The sequence below is a fragment of the Kitasatospora sp. NPDC056273 genome (assembly GCF_042268845.1).
GTDB lineage: Bacteria > Actinomycetota > Actinomycetes > Streptomycetales > Streptomycetaceae > Kitasatospora.
This window is the reverse complement of sequence record NZ_JBHJSJ010000011.1, coordinates 20,345-35,494: the sequence shown is the minus strand read 5'-3', so window position 1 is coordinate 35,494 and position 15,150 is coordinate 20,345. Positions and strand designations below refer to the sequence as shown.

The 15,150-nt window shown below is 75.4% G+C and carries 15 protein-coding genes; 7 read left to right on the top strand and 8 right to left on the bottom strand.

Going from position 1 to position 15,150, the window contains the following annotated elements; all coding sequences use genetic code 11:
- Nucleotides 1–80 precede the first annotated feature (80 nt).
- Complete coding sequence (locus ACFCY1_RS12435; RefSeq protein ID WP_375874466.1) at nt 81–1,370, top strand: PQQ-binding-like beta-propeller repeat protein; 1,290 nt, start codon at nt 81–83, stop codon at nt 1,368–1,370.
- Nucleotides 1,371–1,380: 10 nt separating this feature from the next.
- On the opposite strand, the gene ACFCY1_RS12430 is transcribed toward ACFCY1_RS12435, so the two are convergent.
- The gene (locus tag ACFCY1_RS12430) at nt 1,381–1,878 is read right to left on the bottom strand and encodes a MarR family winged helix-turn-helix transcriptional regulator (RefSeq protein ID WP_375874465.1); all 498 of its coding nucleotides are present in this window, start codon (nt 1,876–1,878) and stop codon (nt 1,381–1,383) included.
- A 68-nt stretch (nt 1,879–1,946) separates the two neighbouring features.
- Here ACFCY1_RS12430 and ACFCY1_RS12425 point away from each other — a divergent pair, with 68 nt between their 5' ends.
- Nucleotides 1,947–2,843 carry an NmrA/HSCARG family protein gene (locus tag ACFCY1_RS12425; RefSeq protein WP_375874464.1) on the top strand — a complete coding sequence of 299 codons (897 nt, stop codon included), beginning with the start codon at nt 1,947–1,949 and terminating at the stop codon, nt 2,841–2,843.
- A gap of 140 nt (nt 2,844–2,983) precedes the next feature.
- On the opposite strand, the gene ACFCY1_RS12420 is transcribed toward ACFCY1_RS12425, so the two are convergent.
- On the bottom strand, nt 2,984–3,430 hold the full coding sequence (locus ACFCY1_RS12420) for a protein phosphatase (protein ID WP_074004169.1): 447 nt from the start codon (nt 3,428–3,430) through the stop codon (nt 2,984–2,986).
- A gap of 31 nt (nt 3,431–3,461) precedes the next feature.
- Entirely contained in the window at nt 3,462–4,904 is a 1,443-nt protein-coding gene (locus ACFCY1_RS12415) for a LuxR C-terminal-related transcriptional regulator (RefSeq protein WP_375874463.1), read from the bottom strand.
- A gap of 149 nt (nt 4,905–5,053) precedes the next feature.
- Here ACFCY1_RS12415 and ACFCY1_RS12410 point away from each other — a divergent pair, with 149 nt between their 5' ends.
- The 3 genes from ACFCY1_RS12410 (at nt 5,054) to ACFCY1_RS12400 (ending at nt 7,938) form a co-directional block, all read left to right on the top strand.
- On the top strand, nt 5,054–5,980 hold the full coding sequence (locus tag ACFCY1_RS12410) for an NADP-dependent oxidoreductase (protein ID WP_375874462.1): 927 nt from the start codon (nt 5,054–5,056) through the stop codon (nt 5,978–5,980).
- 231 nt (nt 5,981–6,211) lie between these two features.
- Entirely contained in the window at nt 6,212–6,943 is a 732-nt protein-coding gene (locus ACFCY1_RS12405) for an MIP family channel protein (RefSeq protein ID WP_375874461.1), read from the top strand.
- A 206-nt stretch (nt 6,944–7,149) separates the two neighbouring features.
- Nucleotides 7,150–7,938: an SDR family NAD(P)-dependent oxidoreductase gene (locus ACFCY1_RS12400; protein WP_375874460.1), complete on the top strand. Its 789-nt coding sequence runs from the start codon at nt 7,150–7,152 to the stop codon at nt 7,936–7,938.
- Here ACFCY1_RS12400 and ACFCY1_RS12395 read toward each other — a convergent pair.
- The gene (locus tag ACFCY1_RS12395) at nt 7,892–8,758 is read right to left on the bottom strand and encodes an NAD(P)-binding domain-containing protein (RefSeq protein WP_375874459.1); all 867 of its coding nucleotides are present in this window, start codon (nt 8,756–8,758) and stop codon (nt 7,892–7,894) included. The two genes, ACFCY1_RS12400 and ACFCY1_RS12395, sit on opposite strands and share 47 nt — an antisense overlap.
- Nucleotides 8,759–9,084: 326 nt before the next feature.
- Between ACFCY1_RS12395 and ACFCY1_RS12390 the strand changes: the two genes are divergently transcribed.
- The gene (locus ACFCY1_RS12390; RefSeq protein WP_375874458.1) at nt 9,085–9,666 is read left to right on the top strand and encodes a MerR family transcriptional regulator; all 582 of its coding nucleotides are present in this window, start codon (nt 9,085–9,087) and stop codon (nt 9,664–9,666) included.
- Nucleotides 9,667–9,670: 4 nt separating this feature from the next.
- Nucleotides 9,671–10,444, top strand: a complete 774-nt coding sequence (locus ACFCY1_RS12385) for a GNAT family N-acetyltransferase (RefSeq protein ID WP_049651039.1) — start codon at nt 9,671–9,673, stop codon at nt 10,442–10,444.
- A gap of 441 nt (nt 10,445–10,885) precedes the next feature.
- On the opposite strand, the gene ACFCY1_RS12380 is transcribed toward ACFCY1_RS12385, so the two are convergent.
- From ACFCY1_RS12380 to ACFCY1_RS12365, 4 genes are all read right to left on the bottom strand, one after another.
- A complete protein-coding gene (locus ACFCY1_RS12380) occupies nt 10,886–12,022 on the bottom strand; it encodes a PP2C family protein-serine/threonine phosphatase (RefSeq protein ID WP_049651038.1) in 1,137 nt (378 codons plus the stop codon).
- A gap of 232 nt (nt 12,023–12,254) precedes the next feature.
- Complete coding sequence (locus ACFCY1_RS12375) at nt 12,255–12,677, bottom strand: MarR family winged helix-turn-helix transcriptional regulator (RefSeq protein WP_049651037.1); 423 nt, start codon at nt 12,675–12,677, stop codon at nt 12,255–12,257.
- 30 nt (nt 12,678–12,707) lie between these two features.
- The gene (locus ACFCY1_RS12370) at nt 12,708–13,928 is read right to left on the bottom strand and encodes a M48 family metallopeptidase (protein WP_117490767.1); all 1,221 of its coding nucleotides are present in this window, start codon (nt 13,926–13,928) and stop codon (nt 12,708–12,710) included.
- Nucleotides 13,929–14,094: 166 nt separating this feature from the next.
- A complete protein-coding gene (locus ACFCY1_RS12365; protein ID WP_375874457.1) occupies nt 14,095–14,883 on the bottom strand; it encodes a universal stress protein in 789 nt (262 codons plus the stop codon).
- Nucleotides 14,884–15,150 lie beyond the last annotated feature (267 nt).

Here is a 15,150-nt window from a genome sequence, read left to right as displayed (position 1 = left end):
GCCGTCGGCCGGCGCCGCCGGTCGTGATCTTCTTCCGGATCCGGCGCAACCCTGGGGCCGGGTGCGCGGTCCTGTCTGGCGTGAACGACGATGCGAGACGGGACGCCGTGCCGGACGAGGTGGGCAAGAAGGTGCCGGACGAGGCGCGCGAGACGGCGCCGGACGTGGCCCGCGATGCGGTGCCGGATGACGTGCGCGATGCGGTGCCGGAGGACGTGCGGGAAGCCGCACCGGACGGTGTGCCGACGCCACCGGCCCGGCGCCTGGTCAACCGCCGGCGGCTGCTGACGGGCGCCGCCGCCCTGGGAGCCCTCGCGGCCGCCGCCGGCGTCAACGAGTGGGCCCGCCGAAAGAGCTCCCACGGCCCGCGACTCTGGCGGACGACCGCCGCGAGCGGGCGGCTCGTGCTGTCCGCCGACCGCCGACAGGGCCTCTACGCCTCCGGCTTCGACGGCTGCGTGCGCGCCCTCGACCCGCGTACCGGTGAGGTCCGCTGGAGCCGTACGGTCAGCACACCCGACGCCGCCGCTGCCCCGGGCGGCTGGCCGTCGGCCGCCGGGGACGGCGTGGTGTGCGTGGCCACCGACACCCGTCTGCGGGTCCTGGACGCGGCATCGGGGGAGCAGCGCTGGGAGGCCGCCCTGCCGGACTGGTCCGAGGGCGGGTGGCGGCAAGGCCCCGCCGTCGGCGGCGGCAGCGTGTTCGCGGTGTACGGAAGCTCGGTGCGCTGCTACGACCTGGCCACCGGCGAGCCGCGCTGGACCGGCCCGGCGGGCGTCTCGGCCGCTCTGGCCCTCGGCGGCGGCACCGTGTACACGGCGGGGAGGCCGAGGGGGCTCCTGGCGCTGGACGCCCGCACCGGCGAGCGCCGCTGGGAGCGCGACCTCGTCGTCAGCGGCCCACTGACCGTCCACCGGGACGCCCTGCTGGTCTCCTCGCCCCCGGAGACGATGGCCTCCACGATCGTCGGCGCACTGGACCCGGCGACCGGCGCGCAGCTCTGGGCGTCCGTCCAGCACGGGGAGCTGAGCTGCCCTCTGTCGGCCGCCGGTCGGACCGTCTACATGGGCGGCGGGGACCGTCTGTTCGGGCTGGACACGACGACCGGTGACTGGGTCTGGAAGGCCAACACCTTCGCCGGTCGGAAGGGCGGGACCCCTGCCATGGTCGCCACCGAGGACGGCGTCTACGCCTGGTCGGGGGACGGCCGGCTATGGGCGTTCGACCCGTCGACGGGCGGGATGCGCTGGCAGGACGATTCGGAGGAGGTCGGCCGGATCTCGCTGGCCGCTGCCGGTGGGACCGTCTACCGGGGCGGCCCGGGCGGCGTTCTCGCGCTGGGCGCCCTGCCGGCGCCGCCGGAGGCCTGACCGGGCGGGTTCAGGAGCGGCCCGTCCCGCCCAGCTCGCCCGGTTCCATGGCCGCCAGGCGGGCGACCTGGCGGTGACTGAGCTCGACGGTGCGGTTCATGTGCCGCAGGAGGAAGGCGAGTTCGGCTTCGCTGTCCTCGGCGAAGACGGCCGCCCAGTCGGTGGACAGCTCGCGCCACACCTCCCCGAAGCGCTCCAGCGCCTCGGGGAGGACCGCGACCAGCACCCGTCGGCGGTCGGCCTGGTCCCGCTGCCGGGCCACCAGCCCGGCCTTCTCCAGCCGGTCGACCAGCCGGGTGGCCGAGCCGCTGGTCAGCCCGGTGAGTTCGGCGATCCGGCCGGTGGTGACCGGCCCGTCCTCCAGGGTGAGCAGGTTGAGGCACTGGACGTCGGTCGGGTGCATGCCCAGGTGGTCGGCGACGGCCTGGTTGAACAGCACGTACGAGGCCAGGTAGCGGCGCGAGACCGGCCACAGCCGGGCCATCAGTTCGTCGCGGGTCGTCGTCATGGGGGAAGGGTAACCGGCTGCCCGATAATTGTTTGCGCCACGCAGAAATCTTTCTCTATGTTGTCTGCATGACGCAGATAACTGAGTCCGCAGCCTCCCGTGCCCGCCTCCTCCCCGTCGCCGTCACCGGCGCCACCGGCGCCCAGGGCGGCGCCACCGCCCGCGCCCTCCTCCGCGCCGGCCGCCCCGTCCGCGCCCTCACCCGGAACCCCGGCTCGCCCGCCGCCACCCAGCTCGCCGCACTCGGTGCCGAACTGGCCCGCGCCGACTTCGACGACCCGGCCTCGCTCGCCACCGCCCTCGACGGCGCCGGCGCACTGTTCGCGATGTCCACCCCGTTCGGCACCGACCTCGGTGTCGAAGTCCGCCAGGCCACCGCCCTGCTGGACGCCGCCCGGGCAGTCGGAAGCGTCCGGCACGTCGTCTTCACCTCGGCCGCGAACGCCGACCGCTCCACCGGCATCCCGCACTTCGACAGCAAGCACCGCATCGAACAGCACCTGGCCGGCCTCGGCCTGCCCTGGACCGTCCTCGGCCCGGCCGCCTTCATGGAGAACTACGCCAACGACTGGACCCTCCAGTCCCTCCGCGACGGCGTCTTCCACCTCCCCATGCCCCCCGGCGTCCCACTCCCCGTGATCGCCGCCGACACCATCGGCACCTTCGCCGCCCACGTCCTGGCCAGGCCTGACGCCTACACGGGCCGCCGCATCGACATCGCCTCCCAGTGGCGCACCGGCGAGCAGATCGCCGCCGCGATCAGCGCCGCCAGCGGCCGCCCCATCCGCTTCGAACAGGTGCCGCTCTCGGTCGTGGCGGCCCACTCCGAGGACCTCGCCACGATGTTCCGCTACCTCCAGGACCCCGGCCTCACCATCGACACCGCCGCCCTGCACGCCGAACACCCCACCATCGACTGGCAGCCCCTGGAGACCTGGGCGGCGGCCCGCACCTGGCACCTCTGAGGGGCTTCAGGCGCCCGCAGTGACCTTGGGTGCTGAGGCCTTGATCAGGTTGATCGTTCCAGCCTGGTACACGTCGCCGTTGACGGTTTCGCCCGTGACCTGATTGGCGGTCGAGATCCTTGGAACGCTACCCACCCGACCTAGGCCAGCCGCTCCACGAACTTGCGCTGCCACGGTGTTTCGACGGCGTGCCGGCTGTAGTGCTCCCGCACGTACGCCACCGCCTCCGCGGCCGGGACGCCGTCCAGGACGGCGATGCAGGCGAGTGCGGTGCCTGTGCGGCCCCGGCCGCCGGCGCAGGCGAGTTCGACGCGTTGGGTGGCGGAGCGTTCCCAGGCTTCGCGGAAGGCGTCGGTGGCGTCCGTGCGGTCGGTGGGGAGGCGGAAGTCGGGCCAGCGTACCCAGCGGCTGGGCCAGTCGACGTGCGGCGGGCGGCCCAACAGGTAGAGGCCGAAGTCGGGTCGGGGGCCGGGCGGCAGGGGCTTGCTGAGGCCGCGGCCGCGCAGGAGGCGGCCGGAGGGCAGGCGCAGGAGCCCGGGGGTGGTCGGGTCCCAGGTGGTCGGGCCCGGGGTGGTGGGGTCGGTCATGTCGGCCATTCCTCAGGTGGGGGAGGGGTGTTCAGGATGCCGCGTGCAGCCCGACCGGGCCGCGGGGCAGTCCGGCGCGGTGGGCCAGGGCGGCGGCTTCGCCGCGGGAGGAGACGTCGAGTTTGGCGAGGATGTTGGCGACGTGGAACTTCACCGTCGACTCGCTGATGTGGAGTGCCGCCGCGATGTCCCGGTTGCGGCGGCCCCGCGCGAGCTGGTCGAGGACCTCGAGTTCGCGCGGTTGGAGGCCGTCGAGGGGGTCGGTGGCGAGGGCGGGTTCGGGCAGGGCGAGCGGGAGGTCGACGGTCACGGTGGTGCCCCAGCCGGGGACGGCTTCGACGCCGTGGCGTCCGCCGAGGGCGGTGATGCGGTCGGCGGTGCGGTGGACGGTGAGGGCGTCGGCGGTGAGCAGGCCGAGGCCGTCGCCGCGTACGACGGCGCGCAGTTGGCCGTCGGCGGTGAGCTGCCAGCTGACGTGCAGCCGGGTCGGCTTCTCCTGTTCCAGCATCAGCAGGACGGCCACCCGGACGGCGTCGCGGGCGGTGTGGGCGGCGTCGGCCGGGACGGAGCGGTCGGCTTCCGGCGGGGGTGCGACGTCGAGGTGGACCCGGGTGTGCCGCAGCAGCGGGCGCAGTTCGCGGACGAGTCGGGCGAAGGCGGCGTCGGCGGGTTCCTCGCTGAGGGTGCGGTCGAGTTCGGCGCCCTGGCGCAGGTCGAGCAGGGCGGTGACGGCCAGTTCGGTGGCGTTGCGGCGGGCGGTGGCGTCGTCCAGGCCGGTCGAGCGCAGCGGGGCCAGGATCGCGGTGAGCGCGGCGCTGTGGGTGCCGGTGAACTCGGCGATGGCGCGGGCGCGGGCGTTGGCGGAGGCGCGGGAGGCGGCGGTCTGGGTGGGGGCGGCGTCGGTGGCGCGGTGGTCGGAGTGGGCGATGACCAGGTCCCACAGCTGTTGCAGGACGGCGAGTGCCCCGGGGGCGACCGGTTCGGTGCCCGCCCGGACGAGGACGAGGACGGCGCCGCTGTCGTTGCCCGGCGTGGTCGTGACGACGACGACCGGCCGGGATTGTCCGGCGAGTTCGGACTCGCCCTGCCAGGGACGGCCGGCGGAGGTGGTCGCGGCCGCCTGTTCGGCCAGCCGGGACAGGTCCAGCGTGCTGATGGCGGCGGTGAGTTCGGGCGGGCCGTAGCTGTGGGAGGGGTTGAACGTGCAGACGCCGCTGAGCTGCGCGAGCGCCGTGTGCGGGACGAGGGTGCCGAGCACGTCGGACAGGCGCAGCAGGAGGTCCGGCCGGGGAGCGCGCAGCACCTCGACGGCCCGTGCGAGCGCGTCCTCGGGGCGGCCCCAGCGGTCGCGCCAGGTCCCGTCCGCGCCCGTCCCGTCCGTGCGCGGATCGCCCGTGCCCGTCCCGTCCGTGCGCGTGCGCGTGCCCGTCCCGCCCGTGCCCGTGGCGGTTCCGGGCGGCTCAGTGGTGTCCATGCGGTCCAGCCTAGTTCGGGCGCCGCCGGGCCCGCCTGGCCGTTCGGACAGGTCGAACCGTCCGAAGGACTGGCTGGGCTGCCGTTGCCCCGGTCGCAGGATGGAAGACGTCGGAGGCAACAACTCCCCTGGAACCGAAGGACCTTCCCATGACCAAGGCGATCGCCTTCCCCGAGTTCGGCGGCGCGGACGTGCTGCGCCCGATCGACATCGAACTGCCCGCCCCGGGCCCCGGCCAGGTGCGGGTCGCGGTCCGCGCGGTGGGCGTCAACCCGCTGGACCACAAGCTGCGCACCGGTGAGCTGGCCGGGTTCTTCCCGGTCTCCTTCCCCTACGTTCCGGGCTTCGAGGTGTCCGGCGTGGTGGAGGCCGTCGGCGCCGAGGTGCGCGGCTTCGCCCCCGGCGACGAGGTGTTCGGCGCCCTGATGGGCGGCGGCTACGCGGAGCGGGCGCTGGTGGACGCGGCGATGCTGGCCCACAAGCCCGCCACCCTGGGCTGGGCGGAGGCCGCCGCGATCCCGACGGCGGCCGAGACGTCCGAGCGCGCCCTCGCCGTCCTGGGCGTGCGGCCCGGCGAGACCCTGCTGGTGCACGGTGCGGCCGGCGGGGTGGGCACCGTGCTGCTCCAGTTCGCCCGGGCCCGTGGGATCACCGTGGTCGGCACCGCGAGCGAGTCGAACCACGACCACCTGCGCGAGCTCGGCGCGATCCCGGTGACGTACGGCGAGGGCCTGGCCGAGCGGGTGCGGGCCGCCGCCCCGGGCGGGGTGGACCGGGTGCTGGACGCGGCCGGGCGCGGGGTGCTGCCGCTGTCGATCGAGCTGGTGGGTGACGCGGACCGGGTGCTGACGATCGCCGACATCCAGGGCGCGCAGGAGCACGGCGTCCGGTTCACCGGTGGCGCCGAGGGCGTCGAGCCCTACTACACGAGCGCCTACGCGGCCGCGCTGGCCCTGCACGAGGCGGGCACCCTGCGGCTGCCGCTGCACCGGGTGTTCCCGCTGGCGGAGGCGGCGGAGGCGCAGCGGGTCAGTGAGGGCGGGCACCTGCGCGGCAAGATCGTGCTGACGGTCTGACAGGCACACGGCGACCGCCCTGTCCCTGTCTGCCCGTTTTGCTTCCGTTTTGCATTGGCTGCGCCATTTCCGTACGGTTTCATCCGTTCGGAGTAATTCGGCAGGCGGACGCGCCGTAAACACGGCGCTACGCCGTCCGGCCGACATGCGGTCCCTCGAACGGTCGACCAGGGTTGGCCGGACGTGGGCGGCACCGGACCGCCTGCCCTGACGGTCAGGAGGACCAGGCGCATGGGTGGAACGGACAGGCGGGCGGTGATCGGCGAGTTCCTCGGGACCCTGCTGCTGGTGCTGCTGGCAGTGGGTGCTGCGGTGCTCGCGGGGGTGGCGATCGGTCCGGTGGGCATCGCGTTCGCGTTCGGCTTCGTGCTGCTGGCGTTCGCGTACGCGCTCGGCCCGATCTCCGGTTGCCACGTCAACCCGGCGGTGACGCTCGGCTTCCTGCTGGCCCGCCGGATCGACGGGCGCACGGCGGTGTCGTACTGGGTGGCGCAGCTGCTCGGCGGCATCGCGGGTGCGGGGCTCGTCCTGCTGCTGGCGAAGCAGATACCGGGGCTCGAGACCCACGGCAAGCTCGGCACCAACGGCTGGGGCGAGCGCTCCCAGATGCACATCAACGCCGGCGGCGCGTTCCTGACCGAGGTCATCCTCACCTTCCTGCTGGTGTACGTCGTCCTGGCGGTCACCCACCGGCTCGCCGCGGTCGGCTTCGACGGGCTGCCGATCGGCCTCGCGCTGGTGGTCGTCCACCTGGTCGGCATCCCGCTCACCGGCACCTCGGTCAACCCGGCGCGCAGCCTCGGCCCGGCGCTGTTCGCGGGCGGCGACGCGCTGTCGCAGCTGTGGCTGTTCCTGCTCGCCCCGCTGGTCGGCGGCGCGCTGGCGGCGGGCGTGCACCTGCTGACCCACCCGCAGCCCAACCTTCCGGTGGCGGAGGCCCTGGCGACGGACGCGCGGGTGTAGTACCCGCCGTCGAGCCGGCGCGGCGGCCGGGACCGTACCGACGGTCCCGGCCGCCGTTGTCGTCGGTGGCCTTCTGCCGGCTCCTGCTTCTCTCCGCTCCGCCCCCCGGTCCCGCTCCGGGCCGCTTTTGAGCCGCCGACCGGCCGGATCCGGCGGACCGGTCGAAGGCACCCGACGCGTGGCCGCCCGCTGGGTAGAGTCGCGCCATGGTGACTGAGAACGCGGGGAGCCCCGCGGGCGGGCGGCTGGCCGGCCGCTCCTGTGCGGTGACTGGTGCGGCCAGCGGTATCGGACGGGCCGTCGCCGAACGCTTCGTCCGGGAGGGCGCGTCGGTGGTCGCCTTCGACGTGGACGAGGCCGGGCTGGACCGGCTGGCCGAGCGGTTCCCGGACGTCGTCAGCACGGTGGTCGGCGACGTGGCCCGGGACGAGGACGCGCGCCGGCTGGTGGCCGCCGCCGTCGAGCGGCACGGGCGGCTGGACGTGCTGGTGGCCAACGCCGGGATCATCCCGCTGATGGAGATCACCGAGGCCACCGCCGAGGACTGGGACCACGTGATGGCGGTGGACGGCCGCGGCATGTTCCTCACCTGCAAGTACGCGATCGAGGCGATGACCGCGCAGGACCGGCCCGGCGGCTCGATCGTCTGCCTCTCCTCCATCTCCGGCGAGGCCGGCCAGCGCGGCCAGGCGGTGTACGGGCCCGCCAAGTTCGTCGCCTCCGGCCTGACCAAGCACCTCGCCGTCGAATGGGCCGACCGCGGCATCCGGGTCAACGCCGTCGCCCCCGGCACCATCACCACCGAGCGGGTCGCCCGGCTGTACGACGAGCCCGGCGGCACCGAGTACCTCGGGGCGATCGAGAAGCTGCACCCGATGGGGCGGCTGGGCGACCCGGCCGAGGTCGCGGCGGCCGTCCTCTTCCTCGCCTCCGACGACGCGTCCTTCGTCACCGGGGTCGTGCTGCCGGTCGACGGCGGGTACCTGGCGCAGTAGCGGGCCCGGTCGGCGGGGTGTCCGGCTGCCCGGGTCCCGGCTGCTCGGTTGTCCGGTGACCTGGCTGCCCGGCTACCCGGCTGCTCGGCTGCCCGGCGAGCAGGTCGACCAGGGCGGACACCCCGTCCGACCCGTGCCCGGCCCCGACCGCCCGCCGGGTGACGGCGAGCGCCGCGTCCAGGACGGAGGTGTCCAGGCCGCGCGCCCGGGCGGTGTGCGCGACGTGCGCCAGCCCGGCCTCGGCGGAGGCGAGGCTGCTGTGGTCGCCCGGATGCCGGCGGTCGTCCGCGCGCTGCGCGAAGCGGTCGATCAGCGGCGGCAGCAGGCGCGGCAACCCCTGGGCGTACGGCGCGAGTTCGGCGCCGCTGATGCCCTCGGCGCGAGCCAGCGCGAGGGCGTGCAGGCAGCCGTGCACGGTGGTCCAGAACAGGTCGAGCAGGGCCGCGTCGAAGGCCGCCGCCCGGCCCGGGTCCGCGCCCACGTGGCGTACGGTGCCCAGCGCCCGCAGCGTCGCCTCGTGGGCGGCGACGGCCTCGGCGTCGCCGCTCAGCAGGACGGTGCCCTCCGGGCGGCCGATGGTCGGGGTGGGGGTGAGGACCGCGGCGTTCAGGAGGCGGTAGCCCCGGGTCTCGGCGTCGGCGGCGTTCGCCCGCGCGTCGCCCGGCGCGGTCGAGGTGGCGTTGACGACGGTCCGGCCGCGCAGTGCCGCCCCGGCGGCCTCCAGTACGGCGCGGGCGGCCGACTGGTCGCGGACGCAGAGCAGGACGAGCGGGGCGCCGGCCTCGGCGGAGCCCGTGGCTCCTTCGGTGGAGCCCGTCACCGCCTCGGCGGGGCTCGCGGCCGACCGCGCCGAGGGCGAGCGGTTCGGCGTCCCGGCCCGGCGTGCGGTTCCACACGGTGACCGGATGGCCGGCGGCCAGCAGCGCCCCGGCCAGCGCCCGACCCATCGGACCCAGGCCCAGCACGGCAACGGCGGTGCGGGCAGGGGAGGTTGAGGAAGATCGTTCGTTCGGCATGGCGGTTACGCTAGACCTTCACGCCGACGGCAGAGTCAAGGCGGAGGGGCACGGCGGAACGTCACGGGGGCTTCGGTGGAGAGCCTCGGTGGCGGGTCGCGGTGAACGGTCCGTCGAGGAGGTGTCCGCGATGCGGATCGGAGAGCTCGCCCGGCGCACCGGGGCCACCCCGCGCGCGCTGCGCTACTACGAGGAGCAGGGGCTGCTCGCGCCCGAGCGCCGTCCCAGCGGCTACCGCGAGTACGGAGAGCCGGACGTCGACACCGTCCGCGGGATCCGCACCCTGCTCGCGGCCGGCCTCAACAGCGCCGTGATCGCCGAGATCCTCCACGGCCTGCCGGGCCCGGGGCAGCGCCCTCCCGGCCCGACCTGCCCCGAACTGCTCGACGGTCTGGCCCGGGAGCGCGCCCGGATCACCCGGCAGATGGACGAACTCGCCGAAGCGCGCGGCCTGTTGGACGCCATCATGGGCGCGGAGGCGCCGAGCGAGGCGATCCGGTCCGGCCGGCTCCGGGCGGCGGACCGCCGGTCGGCCGGGGAGCGTGAGCAGGCCGGTGGCCGGCGCCGGCGGCAGGACGGGGAGCGTGAGCAGACCGGTGGCCGTCGCCTGCGGCAGGACGGGGAGCGCCGCCCGGAGCCGACCCGGGGGCGCCGCCCGCAGCCGGTGGCGCGGAAACTCGATGGTGCGCGCTCGCGGACCGTGCTGGAGTGAGCGGATGGATCATGACGACATGCTTGCCCTGTTCGACGACCGGATCCGGCGCAACACGCCGCCCGATCCCGGCTGCCGCGTCGAGCGCGACGGTGCGGTGGTCCGGCAGGTGGGCTCGGAGCACAGCTGGAACGGCGTGGTCTGGTCCGGGCTGGACGAGGCCGGGGCGGACGCGGCGATCGCCGCGCAGGTGCGCCACTTCGCCGGACTGGGGCTGGAGTTCGAGTGGAAGGCCTACTCCCATGACCGCCCCGCCGACCTCGGCGCCCGCCTGCTGGCGGCCGGTTTCACCCCGGAGCCGGACGAGGCGCTGATGCTCGCCCGGATCGCGGACCTGCCCGCCGAGGCCGCCCTGCCCGAGGGCGTCCGGCTGCTCCCGGTGACCGACCCGGCCGGGGTGGACCTGCTGATGGACGCCCACACACAGGCCTTCGGCGCCGAGAACCCCCGTCTGCGCGAGCGGCTGCTCGACCACCTGCGGCACGGCGTCGGGACGGTCAGCATGGTCGTCGCGATGGCCGGCGACCGCCCGGTCAGCGGCGCCAGGATGGAGCTGATCCCGGGGACCGGGTTCGCCGGACTCTGGGGCGGCGGCACCGCACCCGACTGGCGCGGCCGGGGCATCTACCGCGCCCTCATCGCCCACCGCGCCCGCCTCGCGGCCGAGCTCGGCTACGAGTACCTCCAGGTCGACGCGAGCGACCAGAGCCGGCCGATCCTGCAGCGCCTCGGCTTCGCCTGGGTGAGCACGACGACCCCGTACGTCCGCCAGCCGTAGGGCCTGCCGGGGGCCGCGGGTACGGGTACGGGTGGGGAGAATCCTTCCCACCGTGTGGACGCGACCGGTGTGCCCCTGCCGATCGGCAGGGGGACGTGGGGGTGCCGCTGCTCAGGATGTGCCGTTCGGTACATGTGCGGGAGGGGTGGCCGGGGTCATCGTTGGGGCACCACGAGCGGGGCCGTCCGGGCCCCGGGAAGGAGCCCCGGCATGTTCGACCTCCGCCACCCGCGCGCCCTCGCCGCGACGGCTGCCGTGCCCGCCCTCCTCGGCCTGGGCTTCGGCCTCGGCCTCGGGCTCGTACACGCCCGGAGGCGATCAGGCCGGGAGCCGTGCCCGAGGGACGGCGGCCGGCCCGACGAGGGCCGGGAGAAGGCAATCCGACAGGGCTGCCTGCCGTCGTTCCGAGGACGCTCGTCACGGGGCGCTCGTCGGCCGTCCTCACGGCAGCCGCTCGACCACGACCATGGCCGCGTCGTCGTTCAGTCGGCCGCCGACGTGGGCGAGCAGGTCGCGGCGCAGGTGGTGGAGCAGGGCAGCGGGGTGTTCGGCACGCCAGGCGGTGACGCGTTCGGTGAGCGGGTAGAAGCGCCGCTGGGCGTCGCGGGCCTCGATCACGCCGTCGGTGTAGATCAGCAGCCGGTCGCCGGGCCGGAACGGGAAGGTCTCCGTCTCGTACCGCGTCGGCGCGAGCTCGCCGAGGCCCAGCGGCGGGGAGGGTTGGCGGGCGGCGAGGGCGGTGATGCCGTCGGGGTGCAGCAGCAGCGGGGGAGGGTGGCCGCAGTCGATCAGGCGCACCGGGGAGCCGTCGTCGGGGATGTCGAGCAGCACGGCGGTGATGAACGACTCGCCGGAGTCGCCGCTCTCCTCCGGGGGTTCCTCGGGCGGGGGGAAGGGCAGTGCGGAGAGCGCCTGCCGCTCGCGCCGCTCCCACCGGTCCCGCCGGGACTGTTCGGCGAGCTGGGCGAGGTCCCAGCTGACGCTGCCGTCCAGGTAGGCGGCCAGGTCGGGCAGTTCGGCGTGCAGGTGGGCGGCGGCGCGGAAGGCGCCGAGCAGCAGGGCCGCGTCGCCGAGCGAGGACAGGCCCTTGCCGCGCACGTCGCCGACCAGCAGCCGGGTGCCGGTGGCGGTGCGGGCGGCCGCGTACAGGTCGCCGCCGACCTGCGCCTCGGCCTCGGCGGCCAGGTAGACGGAGGCCAGGTGGAGTGGTCCGATCCGCTCCGGCAGCGGGCGCAGCAGCACCCGCTGGGCGGCCTCGGACACCGAGCGCACCCGGGCCAGTTCGCGCTCGTGCCGTTCGCGCAGCACCCGCAGGCCGACGATCAGCGCCGAGACGATCAGCTGCGCGCTGAGCTGGGTCTCGATGTTCGCGCTGGTCAGGCCATCCCGGACGGCGCCGATGACGGTCAGCGCGGCGAACGCGAGCGCGGCGACCCCGGCGGTGGCCCGGGGGCCGGCGAAGGAGGCGGTGAGGGCGGGGGCGACGATCAGCAGCGGGCCGAGGTGGACGTCCGGCGGGGAGACGATGTCGACGACGGTGATCAGCACGATCAGCGCGAGCGTGAGCGCCGTCAGCACCCGGCGGTCGGGCCGCCAGGCGCGGCGGGGGTCGGGGGGATGCGGCGCGGGCGGCGGGTGCGGCGCATCGGGACGCTGCCGGAGGGGCACTCCTCCTCTGTACACCGTGGGGGTGCCGGGGCGCACCCGGAGCGGCCGGTCTCACTCCCCGGCAGCGTTCGGTTCCTGCTCCCCGCCAGCGCTCGGCTCACGCCTCCCGGCAGGGCTCCGCCCGCTCCCCTGCGGTGCCCGGTCAGCCCTCCTGGCCGTAGCGGGCCAGGTAGTCGGCGAAGCGGGCGACGTCCTCGTCGGACCAGTCGGTGAAGCGCGCGGTGAAGGAGAGCCTGCGCTGCTCGTTGGCGTCCCGCAGCAGGGTGAGCCCCGCCTCTGTGGCGCGCAGGATCTGGCCGCGCTGGTCGTCCGGGTCGGTCTCGCGGGCCAGCAGGCCGAGCTTCTCCAGGGCGGTGACCTGGCGGCTGACAGTGGACTTGTCGAGCATGAAGTACGCGGCCACGTCGGCGGCCCGGCAGCCGCCGCGCTCGGTGATCAGGTCGAGGATGCTGTAGGTGACCAGCGAGAGGTCGGGGTGCAGCTGGGAGGCCTTGTGCCGGGCGCGGCGGGCGAAGGCGGTCAGCTCGCGCTGGATGGTCTCGATGGACGACTGGCGGCCGGGCACGGCGTTCCTATCTCCTCGATATTTGTTGCACTATACAACAGATGTGCCCGGGATTGCGCCCCGCTCCGGCGCCCGCCGTTCCGGTGCGGCCTGCCAGGCGCGGGCGGCGGCGATCCGGCTGGTCGCACTCGGGTGAGTGGCGAACAGTAGCTCAAGCACCCTCGGCGGGTCGACATCGGAGACGTTCGCCACGGCCAGTCTGCGCTGCATCGCCACGAACTGCTCGACGTCCCCGGTCAGTTCGAGCGCGTGCCGGTCCGCCCTGGCCTCGATCCGACGGCTCACCGCACACTGCGCCGGCCCCGACAGCGCGCCCAGCAGCGCCGCCAGTGCCGCCAGCAGCGGCAGCGCCCGGGGGTCCGCCGCGTCCGTCGCCCCGGCGGCGTCCAGCAGCGGCCGCCAGGTGGCGAGCAGGCCGAGGACGGCCACCGCGACGGCCGCACCGACCGCGCCCAGCGCGGTGCCCACCGGCACGTCCCGGTGCTTGACGTGGCCCAGCTCGTGCGCGACCACCAGTTCCACCTCGCGCGGCTCGGCGGTGGTCAGCAGGGTGTCGTACGCGACGATCCGGCGGGTCGCCCCGAACCCGGAGACGTACGCGTTGAGCGCGGTGGTGCGGCGGGAGGCGTCCGCGACCAGGACGTCCCGCACCCGGACGCCGTCCCGCTCGGCCAGTGCCAGCAGCGCGGTGCGCAGCTCCCCCGGGGGCATCGGGGAGAAGCGGTTGAACACCGGCTCGATCAGCAGCGGATGGAGGAAGGAGAGCGCCACGGTCAGCAGCGCCGCCGCGCCCGCCCCCGGCAGCCACCAGCGCTGCGGCGACCAGGCGGTCAGCGCGAACAGCCCGAGCGCGAGCGGGAGGACGAGGACGAGGGTGAGCGCGAGGCCGCGTACGGCGTCCAACGCCCACCCGGCCCAGCCCTGGGTCACCAGCCCGTACCGGACCCGGACGGTCCGCGCCCCGGCGCCGAACGGCAGCTGCAGCGCCTGGCCGAGCAGCACCAGGGCTGCCGCTCCGGCCAGCACCCCGGCCGTCCGTGAGCCGCCGAACCAGCCGCCGACGGCGGTCACCACGGCGGCGCCGACCGGGGTGAGGCCGAGCAGCAGGGTGAGCGCCAGGCCCGCCAGCCGCCCGCCCAGCGCCCACGGCAGCTGGGCGCGGCGCAGTGCCCGGCCCCGGGCGCGCTCGTCGGGGGTGAAGTCCGGGGCGGCCTCCGGGGTGGGGGCCTCGGAGGCTGGCGTGGTGTCCATGGCGGGGAGCGGCTCTTCCGGTCGGGGCGGGGCGGGGATGATCGGGTCGGGGAGGGACGGGGGTACGGCGGTTCAGCAGTTCAGTGGTTCAGCGGTGATTCAGCATGGCGTACCCGGCCGCTCGCCGCTCACGCCACGGCCCGGTTCCCACCCCCGGCCGGGTCGTTCACTCCTCCGTGGTCCCTGTGGCGCCGTGGACGCCGGCGCGCAGCAGCTGGTGGCCGAGGTCCACCAGGGCGCGGCCGACCGCCAACTCGTCGCCGACCGCCGGGGCCGGGGCGTCGCGCGGGTTGCGGCGGGAGCGGGTGTCGCTGTGCAGCACGTTGCCGTCGGCGTCCAGCACGGCGTGCACCCGGGTGGTGTCCTCGTCCTCGACCACGTGCAGGCTGAGCTGCCAGTCCTTGGTGCGCACGGCCCCGGGCGCCGGCTGTTCGACCCCGAGGGCGGTAGCCGCGGGGGAGGCCGCCGCGTCGGCGCGGACGATCACCACCGGGCAGACCCCGTGCACCGCGCACCGGGTGGACACCGAGCCGAGCAGGGTCCGGGCGAAGGTGCCCCGGCCGCGACTGCCCAGCACCAGCAGGTCGGCCCCCTCGGCGGCCTCCAGCAGCACCTCGGCGGCGTGGCCCAGCACCAGGCTCTCCCGGACGTCCACCGGGCGGTCCGGGCCGAGGACCTCGTTGACCTCGGCGCTCAGCGTCCGGCGGGCGATCCGTTCGAAGCCGTCGTCCACCATCGGCGCGAACCACCCGTACAGCGAGGGGTACTCCCAGGCCGCCACCGCGTGCACCGTCGCCCCGGTGAGCACGGCCTGGCCGACCGCCCAGCGCAGGGCCGCCTTCGACGGCGGGGAGCCGTCGATCCCGACCACGATCCGGCGCTCCCGGGCGGGGGAGGCGCGGCCGCCGCCCGCGGGGGAGACGTCACCCGCGGAGGAGAGCTGATTGCTGCCCATCACGTCACACCTCCGGGCCTTCGGTGCGGGACTCGCCCCCCTACGCGCGCGCTCCCCTGCACGGGCTCCCCTCGCACGCGCTTCCCCCGTACTCGCCCCCTCCACACCACGCTGCGCGCCCGCCCGCCTCCGCGCCAGGGACGCGGTGGCCCGGTCGGGTGGGCGGTTGGGACGGGTCGGCCAGGTGGGCCGGGCGCGCCGTCCGGGGAGCGGCCGTCGGCGCCCGGTCGGGGCCGCCGCGCCGTGCCCTTTTGTGGCCGGAATGTT